Here is a 16,495-nt window from a genome sequence, read left to right as displayed (position 1 = left end):
GTCCAGGGTCAGGCAGGTGCCGTCGTAGGTGAGGGTGCCGCCGACGTAGGCGGCCATGCTGCTGTCGCTGTGGGTGCTGTGGGCGACCACGGGTCCATCGACCACCAAGCCGGGACTGCTGGCGTCGGCACCGGCGGCTGGGGAGCAGGCCGTGAGAGCCGCCACCGTCAGCGCCGCGGCGGTCCAGGCGGTCGGCCGTAGGCGGTGCTGGGGGCGGGGGCGGTCCACGGGGGTTGGACGCGCTGGAGGCGTGGACGGTTGCTGGCGAGATCACGCACAGATCGACAGACGCGCGAAGTCAGCGGGATGACCGCGAAGTCGCCGACAGGCTGAGCGAACGTGGATCACCTACATGAGCGGGATGACCGGTAACTCCTCGGGTGGCAAGGACAGGCCTGACGGGCGAGTTCCCGGGGGCGAACACCAAGGCGTGAGCAGCGCAGCGGCCCTACGGAAGGGAACGGGGTGAGCGCAGCCCCGTCGCCTACCTCGGCTCGCGCTCTGCCTGGAGCAGCCAGGGCGTCTCAGCGTCCAGGGTGCTCACGGCGCGCTCGAAGTCGTCGGCGACCCCTTCGGCGACCAGTTCCACGGCAGGGCCGTACCCGTCGGCGGCCGCCTTCCTGAGTCCGGCAGCGTGCTGCAGGGCGCGCTCACGCACAGCGTGGAGCACGTCTTCCGTGCCGCCCCGCCAGCCGTAGGCCTGCAGCAGCAGACGCAGGCGGCGGGGACGGTCGGTGTCGGCGGGGAAGCCGTCGCCGCGGGCGACGTCGTGGGCGGTCAGCGGTACCCACGTCAGCGCCAGGAACGCCAGGTCGCGCACCGGTGCGGCGGGTCCGGCCAGGTCCCAGTCGATGAAGCCGACGAGCTGCCCGCCCTCGGGGTCGGAGGTGCTGGGGACAGGGCGCCAGACGGCGTTGTAGGGGGGCGGCGTCGTGGTGGCCGATGACCTCCCCGGCCCGCAGATCGCCGTGATCGCCGAACCAGTGCGCGTCCGGGGGTGGGGTGAAGGAGCGCGAGGCGTAGTGCAAGTCGCGCATCCAGCGCCCGGCAGCGACCAGTGCCGCCTCGCTGTGCGCCCACGCGGGCCAAGGCCGGCTGTCCCCGACGGTCTCGCCCTCGAGGTAGGTGAGCACCTCGCGGCCCTGCTCGTCGAGGCCGAGCACTTGCGGTGCCCGGGTGAAGCCGACAGCGTGCAGGTGGCGCAGCAGGGCGCGCACGCCTGCGGTGTGCTCCCCGGTGAGCCTGCGCACCGTCTGCCCGGCGCGGGTGGCGCCGTCGTTGCGGCCGCCGGCCATCCGCTCTTCCACGGCGGCGAACGTAGCGTCGTTCGCCGGCCTCGTCACGGGTTGATGCCACTGGTGGCGTGGTCGGTTGGCGGTCGAGCATGGCTGCACCGGAGGCGGGATGAGAGTCTGCGCAGTGAGCGTGAACTCGTCAACGGCCCTGCTCGGGGTGGCCGTGAAGTTGGGCGCCCGCTGCTCCGAGCGGGGCGAGCCTGGAGGTTCGTCGTCTTCGGTCGCCGGTCATCGAGCAGACTCCAGGAGTGCGTCGCGTCCTGCTCCTGACCTCCCTGCTGGTGGCGATCACCGCCTGCACTTCCCCGACCGACCCGGTCAGGACCTCCCCCGCTGAGCAGGGTGAGCTTGAGAGCTCGGCGGTGAGCTCGGACTCCTTCTGGGCCGACGATCTCGGGTCAGGGTGCCAACCGCCGCCAGATGCGGTGGAGGGCGGCGCCTGGTCGTGCGCAGAGCAGACCACTCCGGACCCGCAGGCCGAGCAGGAGCGGTTGGCGGCCCTGACCCAGGAGGCGCAAGACTCCTCAGCGCAGGACGCCCAGCGGGCCGAGGAGGAACGGCTGCAGCAGGTGATGGCTGGGGACGAAGCTGCGCACCCCGAGCTGACTGCTGAGGACGAGGCGCTGGCGGCGTCCGGGGACCTGCCCGCGGACCGGGGATCGCTGCTGATCCGCACCGACTTCACCCACCAGCCGCGGTGGGAGGCGTTGGTGGGCGCTCTGCAGACGCCGAGCCCGGAGGGGTTCGTGCCCTTCCTGAGCACCGTCGAGCACCAGCGGTGGGCGGGCGCGTCCATCGCCGATGTGGCGGCGGCTGCCCCACCGGACGTGCTGCTGGTGCTCGCCGATGCGACGGCGCTGTCCTCGCCGGAGGTGCCGCTGCTGGTGCTGCAGGTGCGTGGTGGTGCCGTCCAGCAGCTGCGCGTGGCACCGCAGGCCCTGGCGTCGGTGGAGAACAACCTGTCGATCGCCAACACGGACTGGGAGGACTTCGCAGGCTCCACCGATCCTGACGGGGTCTTCCGCGGCTTCGCCTGAACGCCGATCACTGGCGGTGGGCGGGGTGGTGGCGCGGCCGGGCGCCGCGACACCCGCCTTGTGGCACGGGGGTCAGCGTGAACAACGCGGCATGACCGTGACACCGCGTGTAGCGCGGTGTCAGCGAGCATCTCGGTGGGCAGAGCCGAGGGCTTGTGCAGGGTCCGACCCAGTCGACGCACCGCCACCAGCGTGGGTGGGGTCTTTCCCCTCGGGGAGACGCCCCCCCGCCACCTGATCGGCGACCCGGACGAGTTCGAAGACCACGCCGATCGGTTCGTCGCGCCGGGGGCGATCGAGGGTGATTCGCTGCAGCCATGCGCATCTTCTTCACCGGCGGCAGCGGCAAGGCTGGTCACCACGTCGCGCCGTACCTGGCCTCCCGGGGGCACCAGGTCACCAACGCTGACCTCACCCCGCTGGGCCACCCCGAGGTCACCGACCTCCACGTCGACCTGACCGACGCCGGGCAGGTCTACTCGGCGATGGTAGGCATGCCCACGATGGCCGACCTCGACACCCCGGCCCCCGGTGGGGGCACCGGGTCGGCGTACGACGCCGTCGTCCACTTCGCCGCCATCCCCCGGATCCTCCTCGCCCCGGACGCCACGACGTTCGCGGCCAACGTCCTGGGGCAGTACAACGTGCTGGAGGCCGCGACCCGGCTCGGCATCCGCAAGGTGGTCTTCGCCTCCTCGGAGACGACCTACGGCGTCTGCTTCGCCCGAGGCGAACGCAAGCCGCTGTACGTACCCGTCGATGAGGACCACCCCGTGGTGCCGGAGGATTCCTACGCCATGTCGAAGGTGGCTGGGGAGGTGGTCGCGCGCTCCTTCCAGGCCCGTACCGGCGTAGACATCTACGGCCTGCGGATCAACAACGTCATAGAGCCCCACGAGTACACCGAGATGTTCCCGCCCTTCTTGGCGGACCCGTCGTTGCGACGGCGCAACCTCTTCGCCTACATCGACGTCCGCGATCTAGGCCAGATGACTCTGCGCGCTCTGGAGACCGACGGGCTCGGTTTCGAGATCTTCAACGTCGCCAACGCCGACATGTCCGTCGCCGCGAGCACCCAGGAGGTCATCGACACCTTCTACGGCGGTGTCGAGGTGCGCCGAGAGCTCGGCCGGGACGACACCTTGTACAGCATCGACAAGGCCCGCGACCTGCTCGGCTACGCTCCGCAGCACTCGTGGCGTGACGTCCTGGACGACCCCCGTGCCGGGGTGTGATCTCCGCTCCGGGAGAACGAGCAGTGGCGTCCGTCGGTACCCGGTGGCATCGCCTGGGATGTTGGTCGAGTGGTTCGCACCGCCTGCAGTGCGGGATGACCGTGACGTCGCGGCAGCAGCGGAGGCGTCAGACGGAGACGACCTCGACGAGCTCGTCCGCGCCTTTGAGGTCCCCAGCATTGCGGGTGTAAAGGCGAGCGTCGTGCGCGTGGGCGGTGGCGGCGATGAGCAGGTCCATCGTGCGACCGCGCGGTTGCCGTCCCGCAGCTACGACTGCGGCGGCCAGTTGCCCGTAGCTGGCGGCGACGGCTTCGTCCAAGGGCAGGGCGTCGAATCGTCGCTGGAGGAGGGACAGTCGGCGCAGGCGTTCGGCGCGGACTGCCGGGTCGACCGTCACCAGGACTCCGAAGTGCAGTTCGGCCAAGGTCGCGGAGCTGATGGCCAGTTCTCCGGGTAGCGGGCCGATGTCGTGGGCGATGACGACGCTGGTGTCCATGACCGCCCTCACCGCGGTTCCCAGGGGTCGCGGATCTCGGAGTCGATGAGGTCTCGGTCCTGTTCCCACGTCGGGTCGGCGGGTCCGGAAAACAGTTCCTCCACGTCGGTCCAGGTGCGCCAGGACCTGGCGTTGGCGGGGACGAGCCGAGCACTGACCCGGCCGGCCACGGTGATGGTGACCTCCTCTCCCGCTTCTGCGCGGCGGACGAGATCGGAGGCCTGTTGGCGCAGTTCGCGAAGACCGACGACTGTCATGGGGTCAAGGTAGCACTTGTGCTACTAGGTGGCCCTGGTTGTTCTCGACGCGCACCGCGGGATGAGCGGACCTGCCCGCAAGGCGCCATGAGCGCGCACCGCAGGAGCCGGTGGGCTACTCGCCCTCGGTTCTCGGTGGTCTGCGGGTGTTGTCCTCGCTGGTGGTGGTCTGTGTCGGTGGAGAGGGCATCGAGCGCGAGTCGCTGGGTGTCCAGCCGTAGATCGTCGACTGCACCGCTCCGGTCCGCACGAGGGGGTCGGCGACCTTGGACCTGACGTCTCGGCGCTTGTCGGCCCAGCTCCTGCGCCGGAGCAAGATCTGCAGCAGCCGGATCAGGACGGCCAGGCCGAGCACGACCCAGATGCCGACGCCGATGTAGCCGGCGAGGACGTCGCCGCCGCCCGTGGAGGTCGGCGCAGCCTGGGTGGAGTACGCGGTCATGGCTCCTCCTGCGGCCGTCGTCGGCTGGTGATGCCTGTCCACCGTGGCACGTGCGGGCGGCAGGCGACCAGCGGGAGCCTGCCGCCCGCACCATGAAGCAGTGGGGCGTGCAGCTGCCTGCGCGGGGCTCGGGTGTGCTCGCCGGCTCGTCCTCGAGTGCGTTGCATCTGACCCGCAGTCGTGATCCGCCGGGCCCCCGATGTGCCGCGGGCGGACGCCCGGAGGGGCTGCGGTGACCGCTCGCAGATCGTCATGTCAGGACGTCGCCGCCTGCCCATGATCGCATCCGGTGCGCGGGATGACCGGATGTGTGTGCGGACTTCCGACGGCGGGTTAGGTCTGCTCGAGCCTGTTGCTGCGGCCGATGGGAACCTGGACGCGCTCAGCTGGAGACGGGACGCAGGCCCCGGTGGACCCCGCGGATGGCGGCGACCGCGCCCACTGAGGCCGAGCAGGTCAGCGCGGCACCGGTGGTCAGGACCAGCCACACGATGATCCACAGTGCGTCCGAAGTCGCCAGGGGCGGCGCGGCGAGCAGCGCGGCCGGTGTCAGGGCGAACAGGGCGCCACGCCAGGTGCCCAGGGTGATCTCGCCCAGGGCGGTGGCGATGAGGAGGGTGCCAGCGGCCGCAGCGACCAGGGCGCCCGGGTGGGCCGGACCGCTGTCATCCAGGGGCCACCAGCCCATCCACGCCACCCAGGCCGAGCCGCCGAGAACCGCGACCGCCGCCGCCCAGGAGCGTTGAGGGCTCGGGAGGCGGGTGAGGAGCAGGTGCAGCCAGCTGACCGCGGCCGCCAGCACGCTGGCGGTGAAGGCGACGTAGAGGACGTTGAAGGCGACGTCGAAGGCGGTGGGGACCTGCAGCCCCGGTCGGCCACTGGTCAGCAGGTCAGCGAGCCCGGCGGCCGCGGCCGTCGTGGCGACACCGACGAAAGGCCTGGTGAAGCGGTCGGTGCCGACCGTGGCGATGGCGACGATGAGGCCGAGGACGGTCCAGGGCAGAAACGTGCTCTCGCCGACGACGGGGGAGGATCCCCAGCGCCACGCGGCGAACGCGGCGGTGGTCAAAGCTCCAGCCATCACTGCTCGTGGCCACGTCTGCTGCGTCACCGGCTCAGTGTGTCGAACCGCGTACCTGGTCTTGGGCGGCGAGGGCCGAGGTGACCCTACTCGGGTGCACGAGCCCACGGAGGGCGACAGCACGTCAGCGCGATGTCTTGGCCAGCGCAGTCGCTGACAGAGCGAGGCCTCGTCAACCATCCGCATCTCGGCATGAGAGCAAGATCATCAAGTGGCCGTCATGGCGCGGATTGCGGGATGACCGCGAGGTCTCGTCAGTCGTCGAAGACGGACCAGCAGATCGCGTTGCGTCTGGCTTGGTCTTCGAGCACCAGCTCCCGGATGCGCTCCGGGAGCTGCTCGCGCTGCCAGTCGCGCTCCAGCCGTCCGGTGGTGGGACCGGCCGTGCCCGCTGCCCGTGCCGCCTTGATCGCGTAGGCGGCGGCGCCGAGGTCATGCTCGGGCACCTGAGGCACGCACGCGGCCTGGCCGGCGGCGTAGGCGGCGCAGCGGGCAGCTCCCCGCAGCGGGCGGGCCGCTCCCATCGCGTGCCCGCCGCGGGCTCGGGCGTCCATCATCTGCACGCTGCCGCCGGTTCAGGCGCGTGCTGCCTCGATGGCCTCGCGTGGGCGGGTGTCCGAGGGTTGCTCGTGCTCGAAGAGGTGCAGCACGTGTTCGGCGCAGTCAGCGGCCCACAGGGCGAGGAGCCGGTGGTCCTCGTCGGTGAGTTCTCCGCCGCGGCGGATCGTGACCAGTCGCGGGTCGCGGACCTTCGGGAGGATCACGTGACCAGCGTGCCAGCAGCGGGGCAGCCGGGGACGATCTTCCGGTACAGCCAGCGGTCATCGACGAGTCCGTGAAGTCATCGACCGGCCATGATCGCGCCCGGAGGGCGCCCTGAGCGGTCAGCCGGGGTGCTCGAACCTTGGCGTCCGGACCCTGTAGTCGTAGGTTCGAGACGTGCTCGACCTCACTCTTGAACGACTGCTCTCCATCGAGCGGCGTGGCTGGGACTCGCTCTGCCGTTCCGAGGGCGGCACCTTCTACGGCCACGTCATGACGCCGGACGCGCTCATGATCCTGCCGAACGGCATGGTGATGGACCGCGACGCCATCGCGGGCTCCCTCAACGAGTCCCCGCCCTGGGCCTCCTACGAGCTTGAGAATGCTCGGGTCGTCCCCGCAAGTGACCACTCGGCCGCCCTCGTCTACAAGGCAACCGCCACCCGTGAAGGGGAGGCGCTGTCGTTCACAGCACTCATGTCCAGCGTCTACTGCCTCCTCGATGGGGAGATCCGACTGGTGCTCTACCAGCAGACCACCATCACGCACTAAGCCCGAGGAAGGTTGGAGCGCGATCAGAGCCGGTGGCTGACAGCGTTGGCGCACGACCCGTCCAGCTCTCAAGCCTTCCACCGGCTCGTGTTCAGCGATCGCCTGCTTCTCGACAACATGCCGGTGATCAGCATGCCCGTCGACCACTTGGTCTTCGACATGACCGCGCGCATCGCGATGATATGTGGGTGATCCGGGGGCTAACCTCCGGTCTGAGCCCAGATGGGCTCGAGTCCTCAGCGTGGAGGCACTCTCATGACCGTTCTGGGTCTTCGACTGACCCAAGGGCTGACGCCCTCCGGATTGCCCTCGGTGCGCCTCGGTGAGCCGTGGCTGGACACCTACCTCGACTTCCTCGCCGCGCGCTGCCGACCCAACAGCGTCCTGGCCGCCGGCTACGACCTGAAGGTGTTCTTCACCCTGATCGCGAAGGCGCCGGCGGAGGTGACCGCCGCCGACGTGCTCGGGTTCATCACCGCCCAACGCACCGGCTCCAACGAGGCCAGCAGCCCGGTGATCGCCGTCGTCGACGACGCGCCCGCAGCGGTCAGCGCCCGAACCGTTCGCCGCCGGTTGTCCAGCATCAACGGCCTGCCAACACCCGAGCCCACCGCATCGGCAACCTGCGCACCTTCTTCATCCGCATCCACGACTGGGACTGGCCCGAGGCTCCACCCACTGTCCCCGTTCCCTTCGGCGACCTGCCCCGGCAGGAGAAACCCCTTACCAAGACCCTCGACGACGCCGCCGCCGCGAAGTTTCTGCGCGTCGCCCAGGCCCGACCGCGCCTTCTCGAGCGGGTCGTCTGCGAAGTTCTCATCCGCACCGGCCTGCGCGTCAGTGAACTCACCGGCCTGCGCCGCGACGCCGTCCGCCGGATCGGCGCCGGGCACTGGCTGCACGTCCCCGTCGGCAAACTCCTCGACGACCGCTACATCCCCCTGCACCCCCAGCTCGTCGACCTCATCGCCGACTACCGACACCACCACGTCGACCCCGCCCACCCGCTGCTGCTGCCGCGGGAGAACGGCACACCGATGGACCGCTACAGCGTCACCCGCTGCCTGAACAACGTCGCCACCGCGGCCGGCATCGGCCACGCCCACCCCCACCAGATGCGCCACACCCTCACCACCCAAGCCATCAACCGCGGCATGAGCCTGGAAGCCATCGCCGCCCTCCTCGGGCACCACTCCATGGACATGACCCTTCGCCACGCGAAGATCGCGAACCGCACCGTCACCGATGAGTACTTCGCCGTCACCGAGAAGGTCGAAGCCCTCTACGCCCAGGACGACAGCACCGCGTTGCCCGCTTCCGCGGCCGGACCGGAGATGGCGCGCCTGCAGCGCGAGATGCACCAGCGAATGCTCGGCAACGGCTTCTGCACCCGACCCCCGGCGCTGGACTGCACCTTCGAATCCGTCTGCGAAACCTGCACCTTCTTCCAGACCTCGATCGCGTTCCGGCCGACCCTGCAGGCCCAGCACGACCACGCTGCCGAGCATGATCAACCGGCCCGTCAGCAGCTCTTCGCGGGCATCCTCGGCGACCTCGACGAGTCTGCGTCCTGAGCCCCTTGACACCGATCACCCACATGAGCGGGATGACCGTGAAGTCGCCCTGCCCGCTGATGACGTTCGATGGTGGTGAGGCCGTAGTCCTACCAGCGCGGAAAGGGCCGGTGTGGTCGGGTAGTCGTCATTCGGTGGACGGGGCGCCGCCGGACGGGGCGCCGCCGGACGGGGCGCCGCCGGGTGCTGCGCCGCCGCCCATCCCGGATGCGGCCTGCTGGGTGACGCTGCCGGCGTAGTCGTTCGTCGGGTCGCGGTAGATGGTGTGCACGTGGCCCCAGCCGCTGGTGGTGACGCCCTCGACGTCCGCGCCTGCCGATCCGTTCTGCGCCTGGAAGGAGACGTACACGTTCGGCCCGGAGATGGAGAAGGAGATCCCGTCGCCGGTGCTCATGTCGTAGGTGGTCTCGCCCGACCAGGCCACGACCGTGCCGTCGAGAGTGGCCTCGATCCGGGCGAGGGTGGTGGCGGTGCTCTCCTCGTCGGCCATGCCCGCCCAGTTGGCGATGAGCTCGAGCAGCAGCTGCTTCTGCTCCTCGGTCAAGTCCGCGCCGGTCAGTCCGGTGCCGGTGGCGAAGTCGCAGGTGTCGCCGGGGGCGCAGGCGCTGACCTCGCCTGAGGTCAGGGTCGCCTGCTGCTCGGCGGTGAGGCTGTCGAAGAAGGCGAAGGCGTCGGTGTAGATGCCGTCGAAGGGCTGCACCTCGTTGCCGTCCTCGTCCGTGTAGGCAGCCGGCTGCACCCCCAGGTGGGTCGGGGCGAAAGTGATCGCGCCGGAGGCGCCGTCGAGGGTGGCGTTGATGCCCAGGTGGTGTCCGCCGAACTGGACCTCGAAGGCATTGGTGGTGGAGGGGTCACCGAAGAAGGCGATGTAGTACTGGCCCAGGCTCTCTTCGGTGGAGTTCGAGTTCTCGAGCAGGTACTCATCCCCGCCCATGATGGCGGTGACGGTCTGGTAGGCCTCGTCGCTGAGCAGTGCTTCGAGTACGGCCAGGGCGGCGCTCTGCTGCTCGACGGTGAGGTCGGTGAGGTTCAGCCCGGCGCGCTCGACGAAGGTGACGGGGAAGTTCGACCAGGAGGTGGTCTTGGTCTCGTCGTCGTAGGCGTAGAGCACCGCCTCGCGCTGCTCCTCGCTCAAGGTGGCCAGGAAGGCCTCGGCGGCGGCCGCGGTGTCGCTGATGGTCTGAGCGGTGGTGGTGGCGTCGGTGGTCGATGCGGCCGCGGCGTCCGTGATCGAGCTGGAGGTGGAGCTGCTCGCCGCCGAGCTGGTCGTCGAGCTGGTCGCTGCGTCGGTGCTCGTGGTGCTGCATCCGGTGAGGGCGAGGCCCCCGGCCAGCAGCACGGCGGCCATCCAGGTGGTCCGGGCCCGCACAGGTCGTCGTCGTGCGGGGGCAGGGGTCGCGTCGATCTCCGTCATGGCACTCACGGTGGACAGCTGTGCTTTGCAGAAGCTGTGAGCAGTCAAGGGGGAGCGGGTGCATCGGTGGGAGCTGACTCAGCGGTGCTCCGCGACGGTGCACAGGCCTCAGTCGAACGCTCGCTCTTCGACATGACCGCTGAGTCGTCAGCCGTGCGCAGGGCGGCATGCCCGTGTGCTCCGCGAGGTCGTTCAAGCGGGCTGCAGTCGCTCGCGCAGGACCTCCACGCCGGGGCCGCTGAGCGCGGCCAGCCCGGCGGGGCGTCCTGAGAGCACCAGCAGCAGATCCAGGTCAGGGCCGTGCACCTGCTGGCCGGTGCCGTGCGTCCACGGGGAGTCGGTGGAGATCAGGTGCAGCCCTGCCGCACGCTCGGGACCGCCCATGAAGCGGTTGCCGACCACGTGGGCCAGGCAGGCGGTGACGACGCGGGCGGGTGAGGAGTAGCTCAGCTGCAGGGGGCGGGCGATGTCCTGGGCGTGGATGACCAGGTCCATGAGGGGGTCCAGGGGGCTGCTGCCGGGGAAGCGCCGGGTGGAGTCAGCGCTCTGGCGCAGCTGCTCGAGCAGTTCGGCGGTGCTGTAGCGCTGCGCGCGGGCGGCGGCGAGGTTGATCTCCATCCGGTCGAAGGAACCGCGGGCCTTGACGGCCTCACGTACCAGCAGCGGCACGCTCAGGCGGGTGGTGGTGGTCAGGTGGGCGATGACGTCGCGCACGCTCCACGCAGGGCACAGCGAGGGCGTTCGCCACTGCTCCTCGGTCAGGGTCGCTGCCCGGTCGGCGAGGCGGCGTCGTTCGTCGGCGACAGCAGCGGTGGTGTCGGACAGGGTCAGCGGCGGTGGCACAACGCTCATGATCGTTGGACTGATCGGGTGTGCGGGACTCATCGGTGCGTCATGGCCGCGACGTGGCTGCCGCACCCCGCTCGTCACCCCGACGGAACGGGTTCGTCGACCCGGACGACTCCTGCTCGTCGGAGATCCGCCGTTCGAGGGTGATGATGACGCGGTCGGCGCCGGACCGCATCGCCCGCTGTCGTTCACCGCCGCCAGCACCGCACGGCCGGTCCCCGGCCCGGGTGGCCCTGGTGGGCGCCCACGCCAGTACGCGTCGCCACCGTTGCAGAGAGGCTCGCCAGGCGCCGGCGAGCCGCCGGTCAGCGGCGTGGTGATGACCGGGCGCACGCCGAGGGCGCGCTGTGGAGGAGCGAGTAGCGCCAGAAGAGGTGCCGACGCACCACTGCTCCGGGAGTCAACCGGCGTGCGACGTCCCGGATCTCTCGGAGGGTCGTGGTGGCGGGGGCGACAGGTGCCGTCACGGCGATCGGGCGCCGGCTGGATCGCCGTTGCAAGCTCGTGACGCCTCCCACGACGACGTTGGCCGGGACGGCCAGGGCGCTGAGGACGTGGTCGGTGGGGGTCTGCGCGCGGTAGAGGCCGAGGACGAGCAACGTGCCCCCCGGCGCCAGCAGGTCCCGCAACCGGCTCAGGGCCGGCCCGAAGGGGACGTGGTGCAGGACGGCCAGTGCGGTGATGACGTCGTACCCGCCGGGCAGGTCAGCGGTCAGCAGGTCCTCGCAGCGCAGTTCGACGTTCCCCCCACGGGTCGACAGGCGCCGGGCGGTGTCGATGCTCGCCGGGTCGGCGTCCAGCCCTGTGACGTGCCGCGCGCGAGGGGCGAGTCGGCGCACCAGGTCACCGGTGCCGCAGCCGACGTCGAGGACGGTGCCGACGCGTTCGGGCAGGTGCCGCTCGATCCACCGGTGGTAGTGAGCGTTGTGGTCCCACGGGTGCTGCTGGTTCCACTCGTCGCACCAGTTCAGTGCCCGTCGGCCGACTGCCGCCACGGTCGTCTCGAACCCCCGTCCGCACGTCGCGTCGGTGGAGCCAAGCAGTCCTGGGCCGGTGCGGCAAGACCGGCTGGGCTCGGGACGTCGCCCCCGGTCACCCGCACGTCGAGCACGTCCGTCCGCGTCCTGCTGTGCCCGGCGGGCGCGGAACCGTGCTCGCGGCAGGACGCCTGGGCGCGAGGGTCGGGGTCCGCGACCCGCAGGGCAGCTGCCTCGTGCAGGTCCAGGACGGTGTTCAGCAGGGCCGTTCCCGCGCCCGAACGGTGGGCAGTCAGGTGTTGAGGTGGTCGCCGAAGGAGGAGAGGTCGTCGTCCTCGCCCACCGCCCACGCCTCCACGGCGGGTGCCGCCAGGATCGCGTCGATGAGCTGAGCCGGTCCACCGATGAGGGTGGAGTCGAAGTCGATCTCACTGGCCAGGCACCAGGAGCGGTCCGCCGGCCACAGCAGGTTCGGTGACTGCGGGGAGAACCAGTCGTCGGTGACCTGGTGGCCCGTGGCCAGGGCGGCGTGCAGCGGGCCGGTGAGGAGCACGTGGTCGCGGCCGGGCAGGGGCAGGCGCGGGGCGTTCAACGCCTCCTCGAGCACGTCGGGCGGTGTGGCCGGCACCGGTTCCGGCGCGTGCGGCCCCGGGCCTTCGGAGAAGGCCAGGACCAGGGCGCTGGCGCCGGTGAGCCAGCCCCAGCCCTCCCACAGGGCCTGGTAGCACTCCTGCTGCCCGGTGCGGTCGCCGGTGAAGGGGGCCAGCACGTCCAGCAGCGCTTCCAGGACCCTCGGGTGCAGCGAGCCCCGCTCGACCCGGACCTCGCCCCAGCGGCCCTCGCGGGAGGTGGGCAACTCCGCGCCAGCGGCGGGGGTGGTGATGGCTTCCCACTGCATGAGCGCGTGCGCGGTGCGCCCGGTGCGTTCGCACACACCTGCCCAGGTGGTCGGCTCGGCCGCCGGTCGCGGGTCGACGGGGTGCAGCACGCGCGCGTAGGTGGCGTAGCCGCTCGGCACCGTGCGGCACACCGCGCCGAAGCCGCCGCGCAGGCGCGGGGCGATCCAGTCGCCGACCGAGGGGTCGAGCACCGCGTGCAGTTCTCCCGTGCTCACCAGGTCATCGTCCTGCCCCGATCGTGACGCTGCTCGCTGTCGCCCTGCTGGCCTCCGCCCCCGCGGTGGCAGCGCGGGTCGTCTGGCGGTTCACCGCTGCCGGCAGAGCTGCCGAGGCGTTCCAGGAGCGCCCTGCTCCACCGCAGTGCCCGGAGATCACCGCTCCGCAGGGCCGGGCGGCGACCGGGAGCCCGCCGTGCACGCCGGCGGTCGGAGGCGCTGGGGGTCTCGCCGTTCGCGCGCGGGAGCAGGGCAGCGGGAGGAGGGGTCACCTGGTGCGACCGGAGTCGCGCTCGCGGCGCACCGTGGTGCGCTTGCCGCGCAGCGTGGCCCCGCGCAAACCCCGGATGACCTCCTCGGCCTTGTCGGCGGGCACCTCCACCAGCGAGAACCGCTCGGTGATCTCGATGGCTCCCACGTCCCGGCCGGTCAGGGAGGACTCCCCGGCGATCGCTCCCACGAGGTCCTGCGGCCGGATGCCGGCGGTGCGCCCCGCCCCGACGTACAGGCGCGTCATCGGCCCCGCGCCCTCGCGGCGCGCCGAGGAGCGACCCCGGCCACGCTCGGACCCGGTGCCGCGCCCGCCGGCTGCGGTGCTCGCCGGGCGTTCCTGCGGGATGTCGACGTCGTCGTCGTCGCGCCCGCCGGTGGCCTCGTGGGCGAGCTTGACCGCGGCCAGGGCGATCTGCAGGACGTCGAACTCGTCGCCGAGGGCTTCCACGACCGGGCGGAAGCGGTCCAGCTCGTCGGTCAGCAGGCTCTCGCGCAGCGCCGCGCGGGTCAGCTCCAGGCGCCGGGCGTGCAGGTCGGCGACCGTGGGCAGCGCCTCGACGGCGATGCGCTGGCCGGTCACCCGCTCGATCGTCTTCAGCATCCGGTGCTCGCGGGAGTCGGCCAGGGTGATGGCCACGCCCTCGCGCCCGGCGCGCCCGACACGGCCGATGCGGTGCACGTACGACTCCGGCGCGCTGGGCACGTCGTAGTTCACGACGTGGCTCAGGTGCTCCACGTCCAGGCCGCGGGCGGCGACGTCGGTGGCCACCAGCAGGTCCGCGCTCTGCGCCCGCAGGCGGCCCAGCACCTTCTCGCGCTGGTCCTGGCTCATGCCGCCGTGCAGGGCCTCGGCCCGGTACCCGCGCCCGTTCAGGCTCTCGGTGACGGTGTCCACCTGCTCGCGGGTGCGGCAGAAGACCAGGGCGGCGCTGGGCGCCTCCACGTCCAGCACCCGGCCCAGCGCGGCGGTCTTGTGCGCGCGCGGCACCAGGTAGGCGCTCTGGCGGACCTTGGGCACCTGCCCGTCGGCGACCGGGGCGCGCTCGATGCGCACCCGCACCGGGTCGCGCAGGTGCCGGCGGGCCAGCGCCGCCGTGCGAGCGGGCATGGTCGCGGAGAACAGCACCGTCTGGCGCTGTTCCGGCGCGGCGGACAGCAGCGCCTCGATGTCCTCGCTGAAGCCCATGTCGAGCATCTCGTCGGCCTCGTCGAGCACCACGGTGCGCAGCGCCTCGAAGCTCAGCGAGCCGCGCCCCAGCAGGTCCAGGGCCCGGCCGGGGGTGGCCACGACGACGTCCACACCCCGCGCCAGGGAGCGCAGCTGCTGGCCGACGGGAGTGCCGCCGTACACCGGCAGCACACGGGCGCCGAGCTCGCGGCCGTACTTGTACATCGCCTCCGAGACCTGCACGGCCAGCTCCCGGGTGGGGGTCAGCACCACGGCAGTGGGGGTGCCGGGTCGCTCGGGCAGCGGCGCGAGGACCTGCAGCAGGGGCAGCGCGTAGGCCGCGGTCTTGCCGGTGCCGGTGGCGGCGACCCCGAGGACGTCGCGCCCGGCCAGCAGCGGTGGCACGGCCTCCTGCTGGATGGGCGTGGGTTCCTCGTAGCCGAGCGCGGTCAGCGGGCGCAGCAGCTCCTCGCGCAGGGCCAGGTCGGCGAAGGTCTGGCCGTTCGAGGTCTGCTCGGCGGGGGCGGAGCCGTCGGGTTCACTCATGCTGCGAGTGTGCCCACTGCACCCGCTGCACCGCGCCGCCGGCCCACTCCACGTGCGGTCCGCGGTGGACAGCGGCGTAGACGCGGTCGCGCAGCCGGTTGGCCTGCTCGTCGGTCAAGGTGCCGCCCAGGGGACGCAGCACCAGCCTCAGCAGCACGTTGACCTGCCCCGGCCGGGTGCCCAGCCGGTGCTGCGCAGCCGGTGGCAGGTCCTCGTGCGGGGTGGTCGCCAGCACGGCGACGGACTCGAGGTCCTCGGCGTCGGCGCCGAGGGCGGTGCGGACGTCGTCGCCGAGCAGTTCGGCGTCGACGCCGGCGTCGGTGACGATGGACAGGTCCCGGCGCACCGGTGGATGCGAGGACACCGGTCGCCACGGCGACAGGTCGAGCAGTTGCGCCGCGACGCGGGGGTCGTTCGAGCGCAGGGTGCGGATGTCGTCGATGCCTTTTCGCAGCATCAGGGCACGGTCCAGACCCATCCCCAGGGCCAGGCCACCGGTGCGGGCGGGGTCCAGGCCGGCGCCGGTCAGGACGTGGTCGGCGATCAGTCCGCACTCGGCGAGTTCGACCCACCCGGCAGGGGTTCGCACGTCCACCTGCGCCCCGTCGCGCGTGTACGGGTGCACCGCCGGAACGGTGCGCCAGTCGGCTCCGGGCAGCACCGCCTGCACGAGCAGGGCGATCATCTGCTGCAGGTCGTCCCGGCCGGGCAGGGGCGAGGGGTCGTCCGCCCCGGCGACGACGACGCGCCACAGGTCCACCTGGTGAGGGGTGCCGACGTGGAGGCGGTCGATGCTGTCGCGGCGGTGGACCACCCCGGGCAGCGCCAGGAGCACGTCGAGCCCGGGGCGCGGGCCCGCGGCGGCGAGGTCGCGCAGCACCGGGGGGATGCCGGCGCTGGTGTGGCTGCGCAGCATGACGGTCTCGGCGACGTAGCGGCTGTAGCGAGCGTCCCGGGTGACGTCGCCGGGTGCGTAACCCAGGCGGTCGTAGTTGTCCTCCACGGCGACCAGCGGGTGGCGACGTCGCACGTCGAGGTCGCAACCCCACTCGTCGGTGAGGGCGGCCAGCACGTCGTCGAGCAGCAGTTGCACCGCGTGCGGGCCCTGGGCGGGATCGGTGAGGTCGCGCAGCTGGAGCGCGCGGAGCAGATCACGTGCGGGCAGGAGGGAGGCGGTCGTTCTCACGGGTGGTCCTTCGCGTCGTCGGTCCGGTGGGCGACACCCCCGGCCGACGGCCCCGTGACGGGCTACCGGCAGACCTCGGCGCCCGCACGGCTGCTCAGCAGCCGGGGGCGGGTAAACGGGGTCACGATCCGGAGCACGCGCCCACGGTAACGCGCACGGTCTCCACCGTCCACGGTCGCCGCCGTCGGCTGCGCGGGCCGGGCGCGGCCCCCGCGCCCCGCGCTCAGGCCGAGGGGG

Annotated in this window: 16 protein-coding genes and 1 pseudogene; 5 read left to right on the top strand and 12 right to left on the bottom strand. The window is 71.7% G+C overall.

Annotated elements, in window-relative coordinates; all coding sequences use genetic code 11:
- Positions 1-484: 484 nt before the first annotated feature.
- Positions 485-820, bottom strand: coding sequence for a hypothetical protein (locus tag ACRYR8_RS06930; protein WP_432483508.1), 336 nt, complete (start codon positions 818-820; stop codon positions 485-487).
- A gap of 723 nt (positions 821-1,543) precedes the next feature.
- Between ACRYR8_RS06930 and ACRYR8_RS06925 the strand changes: the two genes are divergently transcribed.
- Positions 1,544-2,332: a cell envelope integrity TolA family protein gene (locus ACRYR8_RS06925; RefSeq protein WP_432483506.1), complete on the top strand. Its 789-nt coding sequence runs from the start codon at positions 1,544-1,546 to the stop codon at positions 2,330-2,332.
- A 317-nt stretch (positions 2,333-2,649) separates the two neighbouring features.
- Positions 2,650-3,567, top strand: a complete 918-nt coding sequence (locus ACRYR8_RS06920) for an NAD-dependent epimerase/dehydratase family protein (protein ID WP_432483504.1) — start codon at positions 2,650-2,652, stop codon at positions 3,565-3,567.
- A gap of 127 nt (positions 3,568-3,694) precedes the next feature.
- On the opposite strand, the gene ACRYR8_RS06915 is transcribed toward ACRYR8_RS06920, so the two are convergent.
- From ACRYR8_RS06915 to ACRYR8_RS06895, 5 genes and pseudogenes are all read right to left on the bottom strand, one after another.
- Positions 3,695-4,063 (bottom strand): type II toxin-antitoxin system VapC family toxin, encoded by a 369-nt coding sequence (locus tag ACRYR8_RS06915; RefSeq protein ID WP_432483502.1) that lies wholly within the window; start codon positions 4,061-4,063, stop codon positions 3,695-3,697.
- An 8-nt stretch (positions 4,064-4,071) separates the two neighbouring features.
- Positions 4,072-4,320 (bottom strand): type II toxin-antitoxin system Phd/YefM family antitoxin, encoded by a 249-nt coding sequence (locus ACRYR8_RS06910; RefSeq protein WP_432483500.1) that lies wholly within the window; start codon positions 4,318-4,320, stop codon positions 4,072-4,074.
- A 115-nt stretch (positions 4,321-4,435) separates the two neighbouring features.
- The gene (locus tag ACRYR8_RS06905; RefSeq protein WP_432483498.1) at positions 4,436-4,762 is read right to left on the bottom strand and encodes a hypothetical protein; all 327 of its coding nucleotides are present in this window, start codon (positions 4,760-4,762) and stop codon (positions 4,436-4,438) included.
- A gap of 382 nt (positions 4,763-5,144) precedes the next feature.
- Positions 5,145-5,873: a hypothetical protein gene (locus tag ACRYR8_RS06900; RefSeq protein WP_432483496.1), complete on the bottom strand. Its 729-nt coding sequence runs from the start codon at positions 5,871-5,873 to the stop codon at positions 5,145-5,147.
- Positions 5,874-6,097: 224 nt separating this feature from the next.
- Positions 6,098-6,607, bottom strand: a pseudogene (locus ACRYR8_RS06895) (putative immunity protein).
- Between the two features lie 175 nt (positions 6,608-6,782).
- On the opposite strand from ACRYR8_RS06895, the gene ACRYR8_RS06890 reads away from it, so the two are divergent.
- The 3 genes from ACRYR8_RS06890 (at position 6,783) to ACRYR8_RS06880 (ending at position 8,731) form a co-directional block, all read left to right on the top strand.
- The gene (locus tag ACRYR8_RS06890) at positions 6,783-7,157 is read left to right on the top strand and encodes a nuclear transport factor 2 family protein (protein ID WP_432483494.1); all 375 of its coding nucleotides are present in this window, start codon (positions 6,783-6,785) and stop codon (positions 7,155-7,157) included.
- A 12-nt stretch (positions 7,158-7,169) separates the two neighbouring features.
- Positions 7,170-7,349, top strand: a complete 180-nt coding sequence (locus ACRYR8_RS06885; RefSeq protein WP_432483492.1) for a hypothetical protein — start codon at positions 7,170-7,172, stop codon at positions 7,347-7,349.
- 137 nt (positions 7,350-7,486) lie between these two features.
- Entirely contained in the window at positions 7,487-8,731 is a 1,245-nt protein-coding gene (locus ACRYR8_RS06880; protein WP_432483490.1) for a tyrosine-type recombinase/integrase, read from the top strand.
- Between the two features lie 127 nt (positions 8,732-8,858).
- Here ACRYR8_RS06880 and ACRYR8_RS06875 read toward each other — a convergent pair whose 3' ends face one another.
- The 6 genes from ACRYR8_RS06875 to srmL form a co-directional block, all read right to left on the bottom strand.
- On the bottom strand, positions 8,859-10,145 hold the full coding sequence (locus tag ACRYR8_RS06875; RefSeq protein WP_432483488.1) for a DUF3500 domain-containing protein: 1,287 nt from the start codon (positions 10,143-10,145) through the stop codon (positions 8,859-8,861).
- Positions 10,146-10,337: 192 nt separating this feature from the next.
- Complete coding sequence (locus ACRYR8_RS06870; protein ID WP_432483486.1) at positions 10,338-10,997, bottom strand: maleylpyruvate isomerase family mycothiol-dependent enzyme; 660 nt, start codon at positions 10,995-10,997, stop codon at positions 10,338-10,340.
- A gap of 302 nt (positions 10,998-11,299) precedes the next feature.
- Positions 11,300-11,989, bottom strand: a complete 690-nt coding sequence (locus ACRYR8_RS06865) for a class I SAM-dependent methyltransferase (RefSeq protein WP_432483484.1) — start codon at positions 11,987-11,989, stop codon at positions 11,300-11,302.
- A gap of 274 nt (positions 11,990-12,263) precedes the next feature.
- A complete protein-coding gene (locus ACRYR8_RS06860) occupies positions 12,264-13,085 on the bottom strand; it encodes a hypothetical protein (RefSeq protein WP_432483482.1) in 822 nt (273 codons plus the stop codon).
- A 268-nt stretch (positions 13,086-13,353) separates the two neighbouring features.
- Positions 13,354-15,072 (bottom strand): DEAD/DEAH box helicase, encoded by a 1,719-nt coding sequence (locus ACRYR8_RS06855; RefSeq protein WP_432483480.1) that lies wholly within the window; start codon positions 15,070-15,072, stop codon positions 13,354-13,356.
- On the bottom strand, positions 15,065-16,258 hold the full coding sequence (gene srmL, locus ACRYR8_RS06850; RefSeq protein WP_432483478.1) for a PheS-related mystery ligase SrmL: 1,194 nt from the start codon (positions 16,256-16,258) through the stop codon (positions 15,065-15,067). The genes ACRYR8_RS06855 and srmL overlap by 8 nt, the downstream gene beginning before the upstream one ends.
- Positions 16,259-16,495: the final 237 nt, after the last annotated feature.

The sequence above is a fragment of the Kineococcus esterisolvens genome, from assembly GCF_050871405.1.
Classification (GTDB): domain Bacteria; phylum Actinomycetota; class Actinomycetes; order Actinomycetales; family Kineococcaceae; genus Kineococcus.
Note: the sequence above shows the minus strand (reverse complement) of the source record. Positions and strands in the feature narration are given on the sequence as shown.